General features: G+C 47.0%; 18 protein-coding genes. 5 read left to right on the top strand and 13 right to left on the bottom strand.

Features of this window, described 5'->3' with window-relative positions:
* Nucleotides 1–154: 154 nt before the first annotated feature.
* The 3 genes from BM318_RS14375 to BM318_RS04550 all read right to left on the bottom strand — a co-directional run bounded on the left by BM318_RS14375 (nt 155) and on the right by BM318_RS04550 (nt 2,422).
* Nucleotides 155–316, bottom strand: coding sequence for a hypothetical protein (locus tag BM318_RS14375; protein WP_177218257.1), 162 nt, complete (start codon nt 314–316; stop codon nt 155–157).
* A complete protein-coding gene (locus BM318_RS04555) occupies nt 313–876 on the bottom strand; it encodes a hypothetical protein (protein WP_092981014.1) in 564 nt (187 codons plus the stop codon). Before BM318_RS04555 ends, BM318_RS14375 begins: the two co-directional genes overlap by 4 nt.
* Nucleotides 877–958: 82 nt before the next feature.
* A complete protein-coding gene (locus tag BM318_RS04550) occupies nt 959–2,422 on the bottom strand; it encodes an FAD-binding domain-containing protein (protein WP_092981013.1) in 1,464 nt (487 codons plus the stop codon).
* A 126-nt stretch (nt 2,423–2,548) separates the two neighbouring features.
* Here BM318_RS04550 and BM318_RS04545 point away from each other — a divergent pair, with 126 nt between their 5' ends.
* Nucleotides 2,549–3,439 carry an FkbM family methyltransferase gene (locus tag BM318_RS04545; protein WP_092981012.1) on the top strand — a complete coding sequence of 297 codons (891 nt, stop codon included), beginning with the start codon at nt 2,549–2,551 and terminating at the stop codon, nt 3,437–3,439.
* A gap of 20 nt (nt 3,440–3,459) precedes the next feature.
* On the opposite strand, the gene BM318_RS04540 is transcribed toward BM318_RS04545, so the two are convergent.
* The 8 genes from BM318_RS04540 to BM318_RS04505 form a co-directional block, all read right to left on the bottom strand.
* Entirely contained in the window at nt 3,460–4,242 is a 783-nt protein-coding gene (locus BM318_RS04540; RefSeq protein WP_092981011.1) for an ABC transporter permease, read from the bottom strand.
* Nucleotides 4,235–4,945 (bottom strand): ABC transporter ATP-binding protein, encoded by a 711-nt coding sequence (locus tag BM318_RS04535; protein ID WP_092981009.1) that lies wholly within the window; start codon nt 4,943–4,945, stop codon nt 4,235–4,237. Before BM318_RS04535 ends, BM318_RS04540 begins: the two co-directional genes overlap by 8 nt.
* Nucleotides 4,942–6,153, bottom strand: a complete 1,212-nt coding sequence (locus BM318_RS04530; RefSeq protein WP_245759736.1) for a nitrous oxide reductase family maturation protein NosD — start codon at nt 6,151–6,153, stop codon at nt 4,942–4,944. The genes BM318_RS04535 and BM318_RS04530 overlap by 4 nt, the downstream gene beginning before the upstream one ends.
* Before the next feature lie 41 nt (nt 6,154–6,194).
* Nucleotides 6,195–6,638 (bottom strand): nitrous oxide reductase accessory protein NosL, encoded by a 444-nt coding sequence (locus tag BM318_RS04525; RefSeq protein WP_092981008.1) that lies wholly within the window; start codon nt 6,636–6,638, stop codon nt 6,195–6,197.
* A gap of 8 nt (nt 6,639–6,646) precedes the next feature.
* Nucleotides 6,647–7,288 carry a hypothetical protein gene (locus BM318_RS04520; RefSeq protein WP_092981006.1) on the bottom strand — a complete coding sequence of 214 codons (642 nt, stop codon included), beginning with the start codon at nt 7,286–7,288 and terminating at the stop codon, nt 6,647–6,649.
* 93 nt (nt 7,289–7,381) lie between these two features.
* Nucleotides 7,382–9,301 (bottom strand): Sec-dependent nitrous-oxide reductase, encoded by a 1,920-nt coding sequence (nosZ, locus tag BM318_RS04515; RefSeq protein WP_394333332.1) that lies wholly within the window; start codon nt 9,299–9,301, stop codon nt 7,382–7,384.
* Between the two features lie 88 nt (nt 9,302–9,389).
* The gene (locus BM318_RS04510; protein WP_092981002.1) at nt 9,390–9,962 is read right to left on the bottom strand and encodes a fasciclin domain-containing protein; all 573 of its coding nucleotides are present in this window, start codon (nt 9,960–9,962) and stop codon (nt 9,390–9,392) included.
* A gap of 25 nt (nt 9,963–9,987) precedes the next feature.
* Nucleotides 9,988–10,494, bottom strand: a complete 507-nt coding sequence (locus BM318_RS04505; RefSeq protein ID WP_092981001.1) for a c-type cytochrome — start codon at nt 10,492–10,494, stop codon at nt 9,988–9,990.
* A 50-nt stretch (nt 10,495–10,544) separates the two neighbouring features.
* On the opposite strand from BM318_RS04505, the gene BM318_RS04500 reads away from it, so the two are divergent.
* Entirely contained in the window at nt 10,545–11,054 is a 510-nt protein-coding gene (locus BM318_RS04500) for an RrF2 family transcriptional regulator (protein WP_092980999.1), read from the top strand.
* 284 nt (nt 11,055–11,338) lie between these two features.
* On the top strand, nt 11,339–11,857 hold the full coding sequence (locus tag BM318_RS04495; protein WP_092982067.1) for a hypothetical protein: 519 nt from the start codon (nt 11,339–11,341) through the stop codon (nt 11,855–11,857).
* A 73-nt stretch (nt 11,858–11,930) separates the two neighbouring features.
* Here the strand turns inward: BM318_RS04495 and BM318_RS04490 are convergent, their stop codons facing one another.
* Nucleotides 11,931–14,078, bottom strand: coding sequence for a S9 family peptidase (locus BM318_RS04490; RefSeq protein ID WP_092980997.1), 2,148 nt, complete (start codon nt 14,076–14,078; stop codon nt 11,931–11,933).
* A gap of 150 nt (nt 14,079–14,228) precedes the next feature.
* Between BM318_RS04490 and BM318_RS04485 the strand changes: the two genes are divergently transcribed.
* Entirely contained in the window at nt 14,229–16,613 is a 2,385-nt protein-coding gene (locus BM318_RS04485; RefSeq protein ID WP_092980995.1) for a penicillin acylase family protein, read from the top strand.
* Nucleotides 16,614–16,641: 28 nt separating this feature from the next.
* Nucleotides 16,642–18,285, top strand: coding sequence for a zinc-binding metallopeptidase family protein (locus BM318_RS04480; RefSeq protein WP_218154987.1), 1,644 nt, complete (start codon nt 16,642–16,644; stop codon nt 18,283–18,285).
* Between the two features lie 17 nt (nt 18,286–18,302).
* On the opposite strand, the gene BM318_RS04475 is transcribed toward BM318_RS04480, so the two are convergent.
* Complete coding sequence (locus BM318_RS04475; RefSeq protein WP_092980993.1) at nt 18,303–18,794, bottom strand: GNAT family N-acetyltransferase; 492 nt, start codon at nt 18,792–18,794, stop codon at nt 18,303–18,305.
* Between the last annotated feature and the right edge of the window lie 33 nt (nt 18,795–18,827).

The following is an 18,827-nucleotide window of genomic DNA, read 5'->3' as shown; positions in this document are numbered from 1 at the left end:
TCATTAGCGCTAGAAAGCGTTTTAGATAAAACCTGAAACCGAGGTGTAAAAAAGTCAGCATTGCGCTGGCTTTTTTTAATATCTATCTAGGGCTTGGGCCTAAAAGGAGTTCCCTTTTTTCAACATATTACGTCATGTGGTTCAATTATTACGCCTAAGGAAGCCAGATGTCATCATCGTCATCTTCTTTCGGATCGCCCATGCCGTAATTGCTTCCCCCTCCATATTTGGTATAACGGGTTACCAGGAATGAGATAAGAAATATGCCCAGGATAACTAATGCTCCTACGATAAGTTGTTCGTTCGTTACCTTCATTTTTCCGGATTATTCTTATTAAGGAACACTTTAAAGCTATATATAAAAAGTACCGCTAGAGTCGCGATTCCGAAATAGTGAAAAGGCGATTCAGGGGCTCCCTCGAATTCCCCTCGTATCCTGGCCAAAAAGGTCACGCCCATTACAATTCCGACGTAGTAAAAGTAAGCGAGGTGAATGCCGAGCCTCTTTATCCTTTTCATGTAAAAGGGATAGCTCACAATTGCTAAATAGGCCACAGCACCTCCAATTAGTTTATGAGGAATTATCGGGAGTTCGTTGCTGTATACCGAGGCGGACAAAAACCCAAAGTGGATGAGGTGCAGCACACAAAAAAGCATTCCCCATGTATAGGTTTTCTCTAAGGCCTGGCCACTGAATTTTTCATTAATGAAGTGATAAAACATGACTACGTATAAGCCAAAAGAAATTCGCCCGGTATAGCGAGCGGTAAGGCGAAAAGCGTCGGGCAAAGTATCGCTGGATAAAAGGAGAATAGCGAAGAGGAGGAGTTCAATAAATACTCCGATAAAGAGAAGTTGTTTGAGGCGATTGGTCATGCTTAAAAATAAGCAAATAGAACTTCCCTTTTTATTACGCTAGAAATGGCCTGTGCAAGCTCCTTAACTAGTAAATATGAGATTATGCATTCCTCGGACCAGGCAACGTATGTTTCTTTAGGATGCGTTGCTTTTCTGCCTTGGCCAGGGTTTGCTTTCGTGTCCCGTAGAGTTTTTGCAAGGCTTCTTTTCTGGTGTTTTCGGTCAGAACAATGCGCTTTGGATAGTCGTGTCCGTATTGAAATTCGTAATAGCCTTCCTCCAGGGGCGTAATTTCCCATGGGGTAATCGCCAGGTGTGAAGGTAAATTCCGGAGCTCGGGGACATATTTTTTGATGAAGTCGGCATCGGGGTCATGGGCTTGGGCATTCCGGGTAGGGTTGTACACGCGTACGGTATTGGTCCCGGTAAATCCGGCTTGCATTTGTAGCTGCCCGTAATGGATGCCCGGCTCAAAATCCAGGAATTGCCGGGCGAGCCAAGGGCCTATGGTCTTGAAATGCTGGAAGAGGTGGTGTGTGAGGAATGACGTGATCATAGCACGCATCCGGAAGTTGATATACCCGGTTTGTACCACACAGCGGACAGAAGCATCGACAAGGGGGTAACCGGTTTTGCCTTCCTGCCAGGCCTTGATATAGACTGGATTCAGCGGTTGTTCCAGCGAGAGGAACGCCCGGTTAATGGCCTCGAACTCCATTCGTGGCTCCATTTCAAATTTCTGGATAAAATGGCTTTGCCAGCGCAATCGGGACATAAAGGCATTGGCTTCCCGTTTGTAACGGGAACTCTTTTTGAATTCCTTAGCCCGTTGGAAGACTTCCCGTATCGAGAGGTTTCCCCAGGCAAAATAGGGGGAAAGCCGGCTGCAGCCTGAACGGGATAATTCCGGCTTTGAAATATAGGCTGCATAATTGGCGATTCGATGATCAAAGAAGGATTCCATCCATTTCCTCCCCTCTTGGGTTCCGCCGCGCTGGAATTCGGTTTCCGGGGTGTCTAAATCGAGAATATCCGACTGGATGATTTCCGGTAATTTCTCAAGAGGAAGGCTGGTGGCGTTCTGTAGGTTGGGATCTGCTATTGGGGCGTTCATGTAGGCATACCAACTTTTGCGCCAGTCGCTTCGGTCTTGCTTTCCGCGCAGGACCCCATTGGCCTGAAACTCTTCCCAAACTACTCCTGATTGCTTCAGGAAATCTGCGATTTCGATGTCACGCGCAAAGGTTATTTCCAAACCCGTTTCCCGGGTACTGAAAACCTTTTCCACCTGAAATTCCTGAAAGATGGATTCAAAAAAGGGAAGGGCCTCTATTTGCACTGCCGATAAGTGCAGATCGTAAGGCCCCAATTCCTCTTGTAAATCCCGAAGGCTTTCCTTTACAAATCGGAGATGGCGTTCGTCGTAATGTGGGTCGGCCCAGATGGAAGGTTCCATCAGGTATACAAGGAGCAAAGGCTTCCCATAGGCAATAGCTGCGCTCAGGGCTTCATTGTCCTGCAAACGCAGGTCTCTCTTAAACCAGAAAATGGTGATTCCCGCCAAGGAATATAGGCTTTGCGGAAAGGTTGTGGAATTTCAAAGATACGAAGCAGTTTCGCCAAAACAGCAAGAGGCGAGAGCCATCTGCGCGAATTCAATACATTTACATTCCACATAAACCAATATCCCATGCTGCGCTTGTTTCGCAAGTTTATATACACCAGATCGATCAATAGCCTTTTACGTTCGGTGGGCAAGGGTTTTGGCAAGCTGTGGCCGGAGGGGTTAAAGCTACATCCTTCGCATCAGATCCGGTTGAAGTTCGGATCGGATGTACGTTTTAAACTCGTTACGAACCAGACCAGTTACATCAGCAGGCAACTTTACTGGGAGGGCCCTGAAAATTTTGAGTATTCCGACATCTTCGAACCCTTGATTCGCAAGGTCAGGGGCTTCTGGGATATCGGAGGAAATATCGGCTATTATACGATTTTGGCTGGAGCAGCCAATCCGGATATACAGGTGGAAGTCTTTGAACCTTCCCCGGGACCTTTGGGTTATTTAAAAGAGAATATCGCCCTGAACGGATTGCAGGAACAGGTGGTAGTGCATGCCATTGCCTTGTCCGACCAGTCCGGCACCCTTGATTTTCAGGAAGTGTTCAATCCCAAATTTCCAGGGCTGCCCAACCTATCCGGAGAGCATAACCTCGGGACCAAGGAAGGGTTGAATGCTCAACGTATTCGGGTTGAAGCCAAAACGCTCGACAGTTTTCAGGAGGGTAAGGCTCCTATGGATCTGGTTAAAATAGACGTCGAAGGGGCAGAACCCATGGTACTTCGCGGGGGCATGGAGCGCATTCGCACCGAACGTCCGATAATTATCTGCGAACTGCTATTCAACCGGAATGAGACGGAAATTGAAGCGCTTATCAAACCCCTGGGGTATCAATTATACGCACATCAGGATAAAGGGCTAAGCCCGATAGAAACCCTGGTCCGCGAGACCGATAACGGGGTGCGTAATGTGTTTATGATACCTGCGGAAAAAGTTGCTATAGTCACAGAATTTCTCATTTAACCCTATTCTTATCCAAGGGATTAGAAATCCTTCTTCCGGGATTTACGCATAAAAGTCCAGAGCGGGATAACAATCCACGAAAGAAGTGCGAGGCATGAAATAAAAATACCGCTTTTTGTTCCGAGAAAGTTCTTAAAAACAGCTCCGGTATAGCCCAGCAAAGCCGAAATGTCAAGCTTAAGAAGGATCAAAATTCTGGAGAGATCGATGGGATTAAAAACAGTTGCGGATAACGAAAAATGATCCAGGGGATACTCCTCAAAAATAATCAGGGTCAATAAAAAAAGCCCGTCGTATACTACGGCCATGAACAGCCACAGTAGCACGGCATAGCCGAAACCTCTAATCCGGTTTTCGTTTCGCACTGCAATATTGAAAGCCAGACCTGTGAAAATAAATGTGAGGGCTAATCCTGAAACGATTAACGTTATAAAGTCATAAATTTCATTGCTTTGAAAAAGCCCGTAAGCAACAAAAGGAATACCCAACCCCAATAACAGACCTGATGCGAGTGTCCCTGTAATTCCCAGGTACTGCCCTAAGAATATTGCATCTCGCCTTACGGGTTGTGCTAAAAGTAGTTCTGTAAATTCTCTGGAACTATAAAAATACATGACCCCAAAAATCGTCGAGATCAGGGGAACGAGGATAATAATTAAATTCATTAGGGTAATTACGGCCTTGGACAGATCGCCGTTGAGAAATAGCAAGACAAATCCCAAAATAAGATAGAAGAGAAAGTACGCGTACGCCCACCTACTTCGGAGTAAATCGTAAAAACTGTATTTGAGTATCTTAAGCATAAAGCTCTTGCTTTGTTATGTGAGCGATAGCATGCTCCAGGTCCTGTTGCTGGGTTTTTTCCAATAATCCTTGGACTGAACCTGAGTAATAGATTTTCCCTTCGAGCAAGTAAACGATCCGATCTGAAACTTCTTCGACGAATTGCATGATATGTGTAGTAATAATCAGTGTTTTACCAGCGGCTCTTTCCTGTCGAATCAGTTCCTTTAATTTGAGCATTGCGAGGGGATCAAGGCCAGAAGTCGGTTCGTCCAGGATCACAATAGGACTGTCGAACATAAACGTAAGTACCAGATTGACCTTTTGTACCGTACCGCCTGATAGCGTACTCAACTTTTTATTTAAATAGGGCTCCAGGTTGAATATTTCGATAAGTCTTTCATCCCGACCGGGGCTCTGGCGTATATCTTTGATCATCGAGAATAACTCCTTTACCCGCAGATTTTCAGGAAAGTTCGCAATCTGCGGCAGGTAGTTTATTGCATTGCGATATTTCCACTTACCCCTTACTGCTTTGTCGTGAATGAATATTTCACCCTCATTGGGGTGGGTTAGGCCCAGGATGCACTTTATCAGCGTTGTCTTTCCAGATCCATTTGGGCCAAGTATGGCGTAAATTCCTCCTTCGGCAATATCCAATTCAATCCCGTTAAGGACTGTTTGCCTGCCAAATTTCTTTTCCAAACCTGAAACTCTGATCATTCTACTTTACGCATTAGGGGTTTAGTATCGGCAAGATTATCCGGCGTAAAAACTGGAGATACGCGCTCTGAGAAATCAATGATATCCATGAACAGGCTCCGGAGAAGGATTAAGGTCTCCGGGGTTCTGTTTACTACGTACGAAAAGAGTTTAACCGGCCGATGAGGAATGTCTCCAATCCCGTCTTTGTCCAGATCATAGCCAGAGTAATTGCTCCAGTAATTACCCTCGAACAGGTTATCGTTCATGCGACTATTGTAGGAAAGGTCAAAGGAATTGTACAAAAAATTATTGCTGCGGAAGGTATTGGAGTAGCAAGCGCCGAGTACTTTAATGGCCCAACCATTTTGAATGAATTGATTCCTTTCGTAAACAATACGATTTGAGCCTTCAATATTGATTCCCACGGTGTTCTCTTCAAAAATGTTGTCACTAATAGTAGCGTCTGTGATTTCTTTAAGTAGCATGCCGTACGAAGCCGGTCCCCAGTTTTTCGAGAAATGGTTTCCTCGCATTTCTATAAATTTTGAGAACATTACTGCAACTCCGGCACCATTGTTTTCAAAGGTGTTGTCCCCGTAAAAATTGTGATTGGAAAACATAAAATGCAGTCCATATCTCAAGTTTTTTCTGCTTTTATTAGAACGAATATGCACGGAATCTGAAAATTCAAGATAGATACCATCTCTAACGCCCTCGACGGTATTATCCTGTACATCCACATTTTTCGAGTACCAAATGTGAATGCCGTTCCCGGAATTGTATTCGTCTTTGGCCACACCTGATATCCTGTTGTTGGCTATTCTTCCGCGGCTAGATTTTTCAAGGAAAATCCCAAAGAATAATTGCTCCAATTCATTATTGGAGACATTAAAACCTTCGCTTTTTACGATCCGAATGGCTGCATGATCTGAGGTATAGCTAACACCAACATTGATGATTTTTAAGCCAATAATGCTTACGTTATCTGCTGTTATTCTGAATATTTCCCCTCTCTTCTGACCGTCGATCACCGGAGTGTCAATACCGACTATAGTTAGGGGTTTGTCGACGAATAGATTGTATTCCCTATAGGTGCCCCTTTCAACACGCAAGGTGTCACCGCTTTGGGCAAGCGCTATTCCTTCTTCGATGGTGTTAATAGCGCAATTCTGACATATGGTAAGTGTTTTCCCAGTTACATTTTGGGCCATCATTACCATTGCCATTAAGGCGCATAGTTGAAACGGTCTAGTATGAAGTCTTCTGATCACCGTTTAAAATGTGCTTGGATTTCTGTCCATGTATACAGTTGTCCTCCAAATTTCCTGCGAGCATTTTCCGCATCGGCACGAGAAGTAAAGGCAGTGAGATTTTCGCCCATTGGACTCGGTATACCCTCGCTTATTAAATAGGTAGCCAAAGGCGCATCTCGAAGCACTCCAGGAACGATGTATTCGTTCACTAGAAATTCTATCCCTGTGGTATCCTTGATGTCTGCACTGAAATTAAGCATGCACTCCACAGCGTCGAACTTGTAGATTCTTCCTTTTGCAGTCACAATTTCCGCACCGTGTTGCTTGTCTATAATGACCATACGACAAAACTTACAAGCATCAGTGGCGTAATTGATGGGTTCCGGGCCAGCGTTACAAGAAAAAAGAAGTAGGGTACCCAAACCCGCCAGTAAAGTATAGAAACCATGAAGTCGCATAGTATAAATTATTTGGCCAGGTTCAATTGAGTTGTTACAGGAGATTTGCTGGCGGAACGATATCCCAGAAATCCTGCTATAAGGTTTAGTGACATCCCCAAAAACATTAACCAGGCACCCTTAGCTGGAAATGAGGTTACATCGAAATTCAACATTTTAACATGTCCGAAAAGAGGCGGTTTATAATTGATCGGGGTACCGTCCGGGTTTGTCAATTTCATGATTGCCTTGGGGTCAAGGTTGGTTCCGTAATCGATCATCCAGGCATTGAAATCATAGATACCCAAAACTCCCAGAACAGACATTAATACGAACCAGATAAAGAACCAATGAAAAGTGAGTTTACCATAAGCCCCCAGTAATCCAAATAGGATCCCTAGAATGCTCATAAAACCAACAATTATTGGAAAGACGCTAAACTCCCACATGTCCTCGTCTTTCGGAAGCGTCCGCATACCGATATAGTGGTTCAAGCCATCGATGTTTTGTATGTCGAACTCATTGACCCCACGAATGCCATCAATATGAATATTCATTCCAAGGGGTTCGGGATATTGCGGAGCTCCCAGCATGATATTCCATAAGGGCAAGAAGTAGAGTCCGAGCAAGAGGGTCGAACCTAGCATCATCAGATAACCAGCCTTTTTCATGAATTTTAGAATTTGGAAAACAAATGTTGTTGATAAGGAAACAGGCCAAGCCTTGCAGTCGGCCTGTTTCCCAAAACAAAAGATTGGCGAATTTTAATCCCCTAGAGACCAGGATAATTCTACGTTAGAATTTGCCGGAGAAACGCGGATATAACCCTGCATTTCCTGGTGGAGCGCTGAACAAAAATCGGTACAATAAAATGGCCATACACCTACTTGTTTAGCCTCCCAAACAATGGTTTTGGTTTGGCCGGGCATTACCAGGATTTCAGAGGTGTTTGCCCCGATCATGGCAATTCCGTGTGGAACATCGAAGTCCTGTTCATGATTGGTGACATGGAAATAAACCCGATCACCTACCTTAATTCCCTCAATATTGTCGGGGGTAAAATGGCTTCGGATCGTAGACATATATATGTGAACCTCCTTACCGTCACGCTCTACGCGAGCCTCAGCTGGTGATGTAATGGCGAATGGATGGTTGTTTTCGTCAAGGCGGTATATCTTTTTAGACTTATCCCGTAATAAATCAGCAGAACATCCCGCGGCATAGTGTGGTTCGCCATGGGTTGGGAAATCGTAAAGCAATTCCATTTTCTCTCCCGATATATCGTAAATCTGTGCGGAATGTTCCATTTCCGGGCCAGTGGGTAAATAACGATCTTTGGTAATTTTATTCATCGCAACCAAATACTTCCCGTAAGGCTTACGTGAATTTCCTCCTGGAATCATCAAATGCCCTACAGAATAAAAGGTAGGTTTGCGGTCAACGACTTCCCAGCTCCCCAATTCCCACTTAACGACCTCTGAGGAGATAAAGAAGGTGGTATACGCATTTCCCTGACTATCAAATTCCGTGTGCAAGGGCCCCAGTCCGCCACTTTTGACTACCCCAGCCAGTACGTTATCGAAGTTCAGAATAGGAATACCATAGGCCTCTCCATCAAAGTCCTCATTGGTAATAGCTTCGGTCATTTTAGTGAATGAATGCACAGTAACATCGGCAGATAATTTCCCTGCACCGATAATGTATTTACCAGACGGATCAACATCGCATCCATGGGGCGATTTCGGAGTAGGTAACAAATACACCGCTCCGGGTATTTGGGTTGGATCCACGGTAACTACTTTCTTGATCATGGTGGAAGTTGCTGAATGCGTACTTTCATCATACAGGTTGTGAGCGTAATTCACGGCAACAGATTCCCCGCCGCCTTGAGCAACATATTCCTCAACTTTTTTCCAGTTTATCGCAGCGATGAAGTCTTTGTCGTTCTGTGAAGAATTTACTTCCATGAGCGTATTGGCTTCTTCTGTATTGTAAGTAGAAAAGAAGAACCATCCATGGGATTCGCCGCGTCCAGGTCGGGCCAGATCATAATTGAATCCTGGCATGATCACCTGGAAGGCTATTTCCATATGCCCTTCTTCAGGGTCCACACTTATGAATGTCAGGGCACCTTTAAAGTTACCCTTATACTCATTAATTGGCATGTCTCTCTGAGGAACAGGGACAGAAAAGCGGGTTCCCGCCACTACGTACTCGGTATTTTCGGTAATAAACGCCGAGCTATGGTTTCCTGCACTATTGGGGATTTCAATAATTTCTTCAGTTTCGAAAGTGCTCAGACTTATTCGTGCGATCCTTGGCGTGTTATTTCCGTTGGCAAAAATCCATCGACCATCTAATTCTCCATTAGTCTGTGAGATGTCAGGGTGGTGTAAATCATCCCAGGGGACGAAACCATGAGAGGTATTCAACATGGGTTGTGTCTCTTCTGAATACCCATATCCAGAAGTTGGAAATTGGGAAAAGACGGGAATTTCTTTAAACATTCGTCCCGATGGGAGACCGTAAACGGTTAAGTTCCCACTATATCCTCCGGATAAAAAAGCATAGTACTCATCCTGTTCTCCCGGGGCGATATAAACCTTTTCAGCAGCAGAGGAGGATAAGGCTCCATCTGACCCGCCACTACCCTGAGGATTACATCCCAGGAACATCAAGGCCATCCCAACCAGGCTTATTCGTATTTGGTTAAAATGTATTGTTTTCATCGTGTAATTGTTTATTTATTTCTTTTTGACCTATGATTTTTTACTACTCTTCTGACGGGAGCATGACTTTATCGACCACGTGGATGATTCCATTACTTGCAGGAATGCTTGCTACTATTTTGGCCCCTCCTACATAGACTTCGTCTTCTCGCACTTCTATCAAGACGTTTTGATCATTGGCTTGGCCTAGCTTCTTAAACTTCTTTAGGAATTCCCGATCATAGTTCCCAGGGGTTACGTGGTACTTTAAGATGTTTGCAAGGGCCTCCTTGTTTTCGGGTTTCAATAGATCTTCGACACTGCCCGCCGGTAGCTCATCAAAGGCGGCATTGGTCGGTGCAAACACCATTAAAGGACCCGCATTTACCAATGAATTCTCCAGGTCAGCAGCCTGAACGGCAGCTACCAGTGTAGTGTGATCTTCGGATTGGATGGCGATATTGAGGATGTTGGGTGCGGAGATATCGTCCTCTACAAAGGCTTGTCCCTCTTCCTTGCTAATTCCGGTAGCAGTTGTTGATTCTGAAGCGGTTTGTTTGGCATCCGACTTACAACTTAATAAAAGCAGGAATCCTGATAGTGCCAATATCAGCGCCGCTGTATTTCTTGTTTTCATAATATGATGGGTTTAGTTAATCGTACTATTCCAGGGTTCGAAAATATTCGAGGATGGCCCGTGCCTGGTCTTCGGTTAGCCCTTGATTGGACATGGGTGATCCATTAAATTCCTGTAGCAACTCTTTGGCCAAGGGGTCTTCCTTTACCATTATTTCAGGAGCTAAAATCATATTCATTACCCATTCGGGAGATCGACGCTTCAGGATTCCGTTTGGTGCGGGACCAATAAATCGCTTACCTACTTTGTGACATGCAATACACAGTTGTCCGTATAACTTTTCACCCGCTGCGGCGAGGTCGGAATCAATTTCCGGATCAAGTGAAACGGATTTAATAGGCCCAACCCCTAAAGTGTTGAGATCAATGCGCTCTGAAGGTTTTTGTTCTTCTTTAGCTGTGTCAATTTTTGCAGACTCCGTAGCTTTACGTTCTATTTTAAAGTCTTGGGTATCTTTTTCCTTCTTGTCACCACAGCTAATGCAGGTAAGACATCCTAAGATGAGGCAAAAAAGCAATTGATTTCTGATCATGATTATAGTATTTGTGACTCCAAAAATACCTTCACAAACATTTGAAAATCATGACATTTATCATAAAAAGGATAAAAAAGTCTTTTAATCTTTATAGAGCCTTTTTATTAAATGCAGATTACGATCAACTCATGATTTCGAACTCAGCGAAGTACGCTTTAAAGGCAGTGATATATCTTGCCTCCTACTCTAGCGAATCCAAAAAGGTATTAGTGCGTGATCTTTCGCATCATATTCAGGCCCCTGAACAGTATTTGGCCAAGGTTGTCCAAGAATTGACAAGACGGGGAATAATATCATCTACTCGTGGTCGTAACGGGGGTTTATTTTTAAAAGAAGATAATAGAACGCATTCGCTATTTGAAGTTGTTTCGGCGGTAGACGGAGTAGGTGATATTGAGTCTTGTGTACTGGGTTATGAGCGCTGTGATCTCAATAATCCATGTCCGCTGCATGATCTGTTAGGAATTCAAAAGAGTCAGTTTCGAAAAACCCTTGAATCTACCAAAATACGGGATATTCAGGGTTATCTGGACAGCGAAGAAGAATTGAATTTCTGAATTCCTAGTACAGGCATCCTCATTAAAAAGTTACTCAATAAAAGAACCCTGCTGATCCTGGCCATCCTCATCGTACTTTTCCTGATTTGGGCCGAGTTGGCCGTAGGGATTTTTGGCTCGCCCTGGGCTGGAAGCTAACAGGGTAAATAGTTTAGAAAATTATTTTTGTTTAGAAATAGTCTAAATAAATAGGAGCGCTTATATTTGTCGGCCTACAGGGTAATCCTTGGATACAAGTGAATTCCCTGTCCAGTAAATTAAGTAGTAACCTAAAAATATTTTTCATGTCCTCCAGAAAACAGCACTTTAGTGAAACCTTCCGAATTTTCCACCGATATCTCGGGTTTTTCCTGGCTGGAATTATGGCGGTTTATGCCATTAGCGGAATAGTGCTAACCTTTCGGAATACCGACATGATGAAGGTGGAGGAACAGGTCACTGTTGAGTTGGAGAAAGGACTGGAAGGAGAAGCCCTGGGGCGGGAATTACGCATCCGCAACTTTAAGGTAGATCGGCAGGAAGGCGCTACGCTTTATTTTGAGCAAGGGAGCTACAACAGCGAAACCGGGGTGGCCGATTATACCAAAATGAAGTATCCCTGGTTGCTCGATAAAATGAATAAACTCCACTTGATGCACTCGGGAAATCCCCTGTTCTGGCTGGCGATTTTCTTTGCTATTTCCCTGTTGTTTTTCTCGTTCTCCGCATTCTTTATGTTCCGCTTTAGCGCCCCTGTTTATAAGAAGGGATTGTATTTTGCTGCGGCCGGTTTCACCCTGGCAGTAGTCTTGGTTCTGGTCTAGCGGATTAATCAACGCATATAAAAAAAGCCGGCGCGTTTGAGCGGCCGGCTTTTTTTGTTGCTCTTTAGGTTATTTAGCTTCCTTCCTCCAGTTTTAAGAGGAAAGCGTACATCAGGGCTACTCTTCGAAAACGTTCAAACCTACCTGAAGCACCACCGTGGCCGGTGTCCATATTGGTTTCCAGAAGCAGGAGGTTGTCGTCGGTTTTGCGGTCCCGAAGCTTTGCCACCCATTTAGCCGGCTCCCAATACTGTACCTGGCTATCCCAGAATCCTGTGGTCACCAACATATTCGGATACTCCTTGGCCTCCACATTGTCGTAGGGCGAATAGGAAAGCATGTAATCGTAGTATTCTTTATTCTTGGGATTTCCCCATTCGTCAAATTCAAAAGTAGTTAGGGGGATAGACTCGTCGAGCATGGTCGTGACCACGTCTACCCAGGGAACTGCGGCAATAACGCCATTCCAGAGTTCCGGCTCCATATTTATAATGGCGCCCATCAGCAGGCCTCCAGCACTTCCGCCCATGGCATATAAATGATCCGGGGATGTATAGCCTTCGGCAACCAGGTGTTTGGCGCAGTCGATAAAATCCGTAAAGGTGTTTTTCTTGTTGAGCAGGCGACCCTGCTCATACCATTGCCTCCCCATTTCCTGTCCGCCGCGTACATGGGCCAGGGCATAGACAAAACCGCGATCCAGCAGGCTCAGGCGGCTGTTGCTGAACGAGGCATCCATTGTTGAACCATAGGATCCGTAGGCGTAAAGCAACAAGGGGGTACTTGCACCCAGTTCCAAACCTTTTCGGTACACCAGGGAAATGGGAACCTCCGTTCCATCCTCCGCTGTAGCCATCATCCGCTCGGAAACGTAATTTTCCGGATCAAAGGAGGGGTCCATAACGGGATCTTCCTTCATCAAAGTACGCTCTTTGGTACTCAGGTTGTAATCGTAGATCCGCCCCGGGGTGGTAAATGAAGAATAGCTGAAACGGAAGGTATCGGTATCGGATTCCGGGTTGGCACTAAATCCAATCCGATAGGTAGGATCGTCGAATTCGATATAGTATTCCGAATCTCCTGAACGGTCCAGCACGTGAAACTGTGAAAGCCCTTCGATGCGTTCTTCCAGGACGGAATAGTCTTTAAAATGCACCATTTGCTCAAAGAACACTTCGGGGTTGTAGGGAATGACCTCCTCCCAGTTTTCCATGGTAGTGGCACCTTCACTACAGGAAACGAGTTTGTAATTTTCCGCCTCGTGATTGGTTCGGATCATGAATTGATCCCCAATGTGGTCTACGGAGTAAAAATGATCCTTGACGCGTGGCTGGAAAATTTGCCAATCCCCATCCGGGGTGTCGGCACTGAGATAGCGGAACTCCGTTTGCTGGGCGTGGTAGGAAGCGATAAACAGGTAATCGCGGGAGCTACTCTTAAAGGCATAGATGGAATACGTATTGTCGTCCTCCTGAAAAATCAGATCATCTGAGGTTGCTGACTCGCCCAACTCGTGCTTGTAAATTTGAAAGGTCCTTAAGGTCTGGGGATCCTTTTTGGCGTAGAAGAACGTTTCATTGTCGTTGGCCCAGGTTACGCCTCCAATATTGTCGATCCGGTCTGGGAGTAGTTCCCCGGTCTCCAGATTTTTAACGTAGGCGGTATACTGCCGGCGGGAAACGGTATCTACGGTATAGGCCAAGAGGCGATTATCCTCGCTCACAGACCAATCTCCGATGGCAAAATAGGCTTTGCCCTCGGCCATGGCCGGACCATTTAGAAGGATTTCCTCTTCAGCGCCTTCCTCCAGGGATTTCCGGCAGTAAAGCGGGTACTGTCCGCCCTCTTCGTAGCGAACGTAATAACTGTAGCCATTTACCGTGTAGGGTACCGATTGATCGTCCTGGGCATAGCGCGCTACGATTTCCTCATAGATCGTATCCTGTAACGCTTTGGTCGGCGCCATTACTTCGGCCAGATAGTCGTTTTCGGCTTCCAGATAATCCAGGACTTCCTGTGTTTGGGCATCCGGGGTCTCAGCCGTTTTTTGTTCATCCGAAAGGCGCATCCAGAAGTAGTCATCGGTTCGGGTATCCCCGTGAATCTCCATGTTCTTAGCTTCTTTTCGGGCTACCGGAGCCTCGGGAAGTTTTGGTTCCTGCTTGCAGGAGGAAACCATCAAAAAGCTTAGTACCAGAGAAGGAAGTAGCAGTTTTTTCATTGTTCGTAGTTTGATTTCAGTTAGCAGGCGGAGACGATTTCCCCCTGTTTTTTAATAAGCCTGTCCAAGGTACTGAATAATTCTATTCCCTATCTTTTAACGGGGAATCCCTTAAAAGTAAATTCCCACTCCTTCTAAATTTCCATAATCATGAACCCACCCAGGAAGTACTCCCGTCGATTATTCATAGCAGGGGCCCATGCCTTTGTCCTCTTGGCTTTTGTCCAATGCAAACAATCCCCTGAACCTATGGAAAAGGCTGTCTCCGGCCTGGAAAGTTCCGTCGAAGTGGTACGGGATTCCTTTGGGTTAAACCATATTTACGCTCAGAGCGAACACGACCTGTTTTTTGCACAGGGTTATCTCGCCGCCCGTGACCGGCTTTTTCAATTCGAGATCTGGAGGCGGCAAGCTACGGGTACGGTAGCCGAAATTTTGGGGGAAAAGGAATTGAAGCGGGATATAGGAACCCGCCTTTTCAAATACCGGGGAGACCTTCGGGAAGAGTTCGATTACTACCACGAAAATGGCTATGAAATTATTACGGCCTATACGGATGGGGTCAATGCATACATACAGGAAGTTCGTGAGCATCCGGACTTGCTGCCTTTCGAGTTCGGTGTTCTGGGTATCCTGCCCGAACTCTGGACTCCGGAAGTCGTGATTTCCCGCCATCAGGGCCTGCTCGGCAACATCGAAGATGAACTGGCCATAGGCCGGGCAGTGGCTGCGATCGGCGAAGAAGCTGTCCGGGAGGTGCTCTGGTTTCATCCCAAAAGCCCCGACCTTACCCTGCACGGGAAAATTGATTCGGATGCTCTGGAAGCCGATATCCTCGAGCTTTATAATGCCTACCGGCAATCCGTAAAATTTGAGGAAGCTGACCTGGCGGTTTATAACGGCCCCTCCCTGGCCGACAGCCTTTCCCTGGGAAGCAATAACTGGGTAGTCGAGGCTTCCCGCATGGCTAATGGCCTTCCTTTTATGGCCAATGACCCGCACCGGAGGATAGCCGTACCCTCTTTACGATACATGGCGCATCTGGTTGCACCGGGCTGGGATGTCATTGGGGGTGGGGAGCCGGAAATCCCCGGAATATCTATTGGACATAACCAACACGGCGCCTGGGGACTTACTGTGTACAGTACCGATGGAGAAGATCTTATGGTTTATAAGACCAATCCGGAGGCTCCGGATGAATATTTTTATCAAGGTCAGTGGGTCGCTATGGAGGTTATTGAAGAGGAGATTCCGGTTAAGGGGAAGGACCCGGTACCGGTTTCCCTGAAATACAGCCGGCATGGCCCCGTAGTTTATCAGGATTCCGTGCGTAACCTTGCTTACGCAGTGCGATGTGCCTGGATGGAACCCGGGGGTTCGCCCTATCTGGCTTCCCTGAGAATGGATCAGGCGAGAACCTGGGAGGAATTCAGGGATGCTTGCTCCTACAGCCATATTCCGGGGGAAAACATGATCTGGGCAGATACTTCAGGGGTTATCGGCTGGCAAGCGGTAGGAATTGCCCCAATCCGCCGGAATTATTCCGGGTTGGTACCTGTACCCGGAGACGGGCGGTTTGAATGGGAAGGGTATTTGCCCATACCCCAAAAACCCCATATCGAGAATCCGGCGTCGGGATATATTGCCACAGCAAACCAAAACGTGACTCCGGAAGACTATACGCATTGGGATGCCATAGGCTTTGAATGGAGTGATCCGTTCCGGGGCGACCGTATCGAAGAAGTCCTTGAAGGGGAAGGTCCATTTTCTATGGAAGAAATGATGGCCTTGCAAGTAGATGTAACTTCTTTGCCTGCTCGCGAATTGACCCCTTATTTAATGGATCTGGAGGTAGCAGGCCAGGCGGTAGCTGCCCGGGACGTCTTGAAAACCTGGGATTATCGCCTTGAACCAAATTCCGTGGCTGCAGCCATTTATGTCAATTTTGAAAACACCCTTAGAAGATCGGCCTGGGAAGCATTCATGCCTGAAAAAGCCAAACCTTACCTTTCCAGCATACAACTGGAGCGGATTTTACAATGGATCCGGGAACCGGGTTCGCGATTTGGGAGTGTTGCTGCCCGAGACGCTTTCCTCGTTGATTGCTTCCAGCGGTCGGTGGCCGACTTATCCCAGCGCCTTGGCGCGGATATGGGCTCCTGGCAATACGGTCAGGAAAATCTGAAACACACGTTCATGGAACATCCCCTGAGTAGTTTGATTTCCCAGGAGGAAAGAACCAAAACCGACCTGGGACCACTACCAAGGGGAGGAAATGGATATACGCCGGGGTCAACAGGAAATAATTACCAGCAAACCAGCGGGGCGTCGTTTCGGATGCTGGTCCCGGTGGGCGACTGGGATCGGACCCTGGGCACGAACAGCCCGGGACAATCCGGAGATCCCGAAAGCCCCTTTTACGACAACCTCTTTGAGCCCTGGGCCGAGGACCAGTATTTCCCGATGCCTTATTCCCGGGATTCCGTCTTGAAATACGCCTATGAAAAGGAGCTGCTAATTCCCGGGAATTTGTAAATTATGAGCTAAATCAACCCGATACACCTTGAAAAATCCAACCATTATCGCCAGCATCCTGCTCCTGCTTTTCCTTGGGAGCGGCCTGTCACTAACTGCTCAAAAGAAATATTCCAATTCCGCTATCCGCAAACAAAAGGAGACGGTGGCGACAGAAGTCCAGAACCGCCACAAGAATACCCAGGTCATGGTCGATAAAATCTTCAGCTTTGCCGAACTGGGTTTTCACGAAGTGGAATCCTCAAAATACCTGACGGGTATCCTCGAAGAAGCCGGTTTCGAAATTGAATATGGAATTTCCGGGATTCCTACAGCCTGGATGGCAAGCTGGTCTAATGGACCCGGACCGGTCATTGCTCTGGGTAGCGATGTAGACTGCATTCCCAAAGCCTCCCAATACCCTGGAGTAGCCTATCACAAACCCATGGTCGAAGGGGCCCCCGGACATGGAGAAGGGCATAATTCCGGACTCCCTTTAAACATCACGGCAGCCCTGGCCGTACAGCAATCGATGAAGGATGCCAATATCGGAGGCACCCTGAAAATCTGGCCCGGGATTGCCGAGGAGCTGGTTGCCGCCAAAGCCTGGTATGTACGCGATGGCTATTTTGAAGGCATCGATATGTGCATCTTTACCCACGTAAGCAGTAATATGGCAGTGAGTTATGGACAGGCCCGCGGGACAGGTTTAATTTCCGTGGAATACTCCTTTGACGGGGAGGCCGCGCATTCTGCCGGATCGCCCTGGCGCGGACGCAGTGCGCTGGATGCCGCCGAGCTCATGAACATCGGGTGGAACTACAAACGAGAACACCTGCACCCGCTGAAGCGTTCCCATTCCATATTTACGGATGCCGGCGACCAGCCCAATGTGGTTCCGTCCAAGGCTTCGATCTGGTTTTACCTCAGGGACGTAACCTACGAAGGGATTATGGATATGTATGCGGATGCCAATAACATCGCCCAAGGGGCGGCCCTGATGACCGATACCGAATTGACCTCCAAGGTAGTGGGTGCCGCCTGGCCGCGTCACTTCAACAAGGTAATCGCCGAGAAAATGTACGACAACATCCAGGTCGTGGGCTTGCCCACCTGGTCGGAGGAGGACCAGCAACTTGCCGTAGCCGTTCAAAAAGAAGTGAATTCAAGGGACACCACAGGCCTGGCTACTGAACTGGCTCCGTTGGGCCTGCCCGTGGTCAATCCCGTTAGCGGCGGGTCTGACGATATTGGAGATGTTAGTTGGACGGTACCTACCGTTACCCTGCGTTTTCCATCCAATATCCCGGGCTTGCAAGGTCATCACTGGTCAAATGCCATCACTATGGCCACACCAATCGCCCATAAAGGCGCTACGGCCGGAGCCAAGGTAGTGGCTATGACCATGCTCGACTTTTTGATGAAACCGGAATTGGTCGACGAGGCCAAGGCCTACTTTACCGATGTCCAACAAAAGGAAACGGAATATCGTCCCATGATCACGGAGAACGATCCGCCACCCATAGAGCGGAATACGGCCATCATGGAAACCTTCCGGCCGGAACTCGAGAAGTATTACTACGACGAGACCAGATATGAGACCTATTTGGAACAGTTAGGGGTGGAATATCCTACCCTTAAGATGAAGGCGGATACCGCTGCCGGTTCAACTGGCTCCAAGGGAGAGGAATAAGCCTGCCGGGGAACCGACTATTGCAGGGGGAGTTCCATACGGAAATCGTCCATGACGAAACCTTCGCCAATGTCTGTAACCAGGGCTCCGGTATTCCGGAATCCATAGGCTTCATAGGCCTTGATGGAATTGCTGTTGTATTTGTTCACCGTCAGGCTTATCCGGGTACATCCCATTTTACGGGCCTGTTCCACCAGGAAATCCATCCCTGCGCGGCCAATGCCTTTCCCCCGGTAGTCCCTAAGCACATAGATTTTACTCAAGAACAATTCTTCGTCTCGTTTTTCAAAGGCCAGATAACCTACCGCCTGGGCGTCCCAGGTCATTAGGAAGTACTGCATGCCCCGGGCTGTTTGTTCCGCAATGGCAGCTTCGGACTGGTAACGATTGAGCATATAGGCCACCTGGTCCACGCCAATAATCGGCGTATAATGCTCGCGCCAGATCGTATGTGCCAGGGTGGCTACGGTCGTAAAATCCTGAGCGGAAGCTTCGCGAATTGCAATCATTACCTTGCTTTGAAAGAAGTCGGCTAAAGATAC

The organism is Robiginitalea myxolifaciens (assembly GCF_900115205.1).
Lineage (GTDB): Bacteria > Bacteroidota > Bacteroidia > Flavobacteriales > Flavobacteriaceae > Robiginitalea > Robiginitalea myxolifaciens.
This window is presented reverse-complemented; position numbering and strand designations above follow the sequence as displayed.

What these genes read in the sequence shown, in the direction of transcription:
- BM318_RS04490 (WP_092980997.1), bottom strand. Translation starts at nt 14,078, where the DNA reads ATGAAAAAACTGCTACTTCCTTCTCTGGTACTAAGCTTTTTGATGGTT.
- BM318_RS04535 (WP_092981009.1), bottom strand. Translation starts at nt 4,945, where the DNA reads ATGATCAGAGTTTCAGGTTTGGAAAAGAAATTTGGCAGGCAAACAGTC.
- BM318_RS04540 (WP_092981011.1), bottom strand. Translation starts at nt 4,242, where the DNA reads ATGCTTAAGATACTCAAATACAGTTTTTACGATTTACTCCGAAGTAGG.
- BM318_RS04505 (WP_092981001.1), bottom strand. Translation starts at nt 10,494, where the DNA reads ATGATCAGAAATCAATTGCTTTTTTGCCTCATCTTAGGATGTCTTACC.
- nosZ (WP_394333332.1), bottom strand. Translation starts at nt 9,301, where the DNA reads ATGGCCTTGATGTTCCTGGGATGTAATCCTCAGGGTAGTGGCGGGTCA.
- BM318_RS04520 (WP_092981006.1), bottom strand. Translation starts at nt 7,288, where the DNA reads ATGAAAAAGGCTGGTTATCTGATGATGCTAGGTTCGACCCTCTTGCTC.
- BM318_RS04530 (WP_245759736.1), bottom strand. Translation starts at nt 6,153, where the DNA reads ATGGCAATGGTAATGATGGCCCAAAATGTAACTGGGAAAACACTTACC.
- BM318_RS04525 (WP_092981008.1), bottom strand. Translation starts at nt 6,638, where the DNA reads ATGCGACTTCATGGTTTCTATACTTTACTGGCGGGTTTGGGTACCCTA.
- BM318_RS04545 (WP_092981012.1), top strand. Translation starts at nt 2,549, where the DNA reads ATGCTGCGCTTGTTTCGCAAGTTTATATACACCAGATCGATCAATAGC.
- BM318_RS04495 (WP_092982067.1), top strand. Translation starts at nt 11,339, where the DNA reads ATGTCCTCCAGAAAACAGCACTTTAGTGAAACCTTCCGAATTTTCCAC.
- BM318_RS04500 (WP_092980999.1), top strand. Translation starts at nt 10,545, where the DNA reads ATGACATTTATCATAAAAAGGATAAAAAAGTCTTTTAATCTTTATAGA.
- BM318_RS04555 (WP_092981014.1), bottom strand. Translation starts at nt 876, where the DNA reads ATGACCAATCGCCTCAAACAACTTCTCTTTATCGGAGTATTTATTGAA.
- BM318_RS14375 (WP_177218257.1), bottom strand. Translation starts at nt 316, where the DNA reads ATGAAGGTAACGAACGAACAACTTATCGTAGGAGCATTAGTTATCCTG.
- BM318_RS04510 (WP_092981002.1), bottom strand. Translation starts at nt 9,962, where the DNA reads ATGAAAACAAGAAATACAGCGGCGCTGATATTGGCACTATCAGGATTC.
- BM318_RS04475 (WP_092980993.1), bottom strand. Translation starts at nt 18,794, where the DNA reads ATGATTGCAATTCGCGAAGCTTCCGCTCAGGATTTTACGACCGTAGCC.
- BM318_RS04485 (WP_092980995.1), top strand. Translation starts at nt 14,229, where the DNA reads ATGAACCCACCCAGGAAGTACTCCCGTCGATTATTCATAGCAGGGGCC.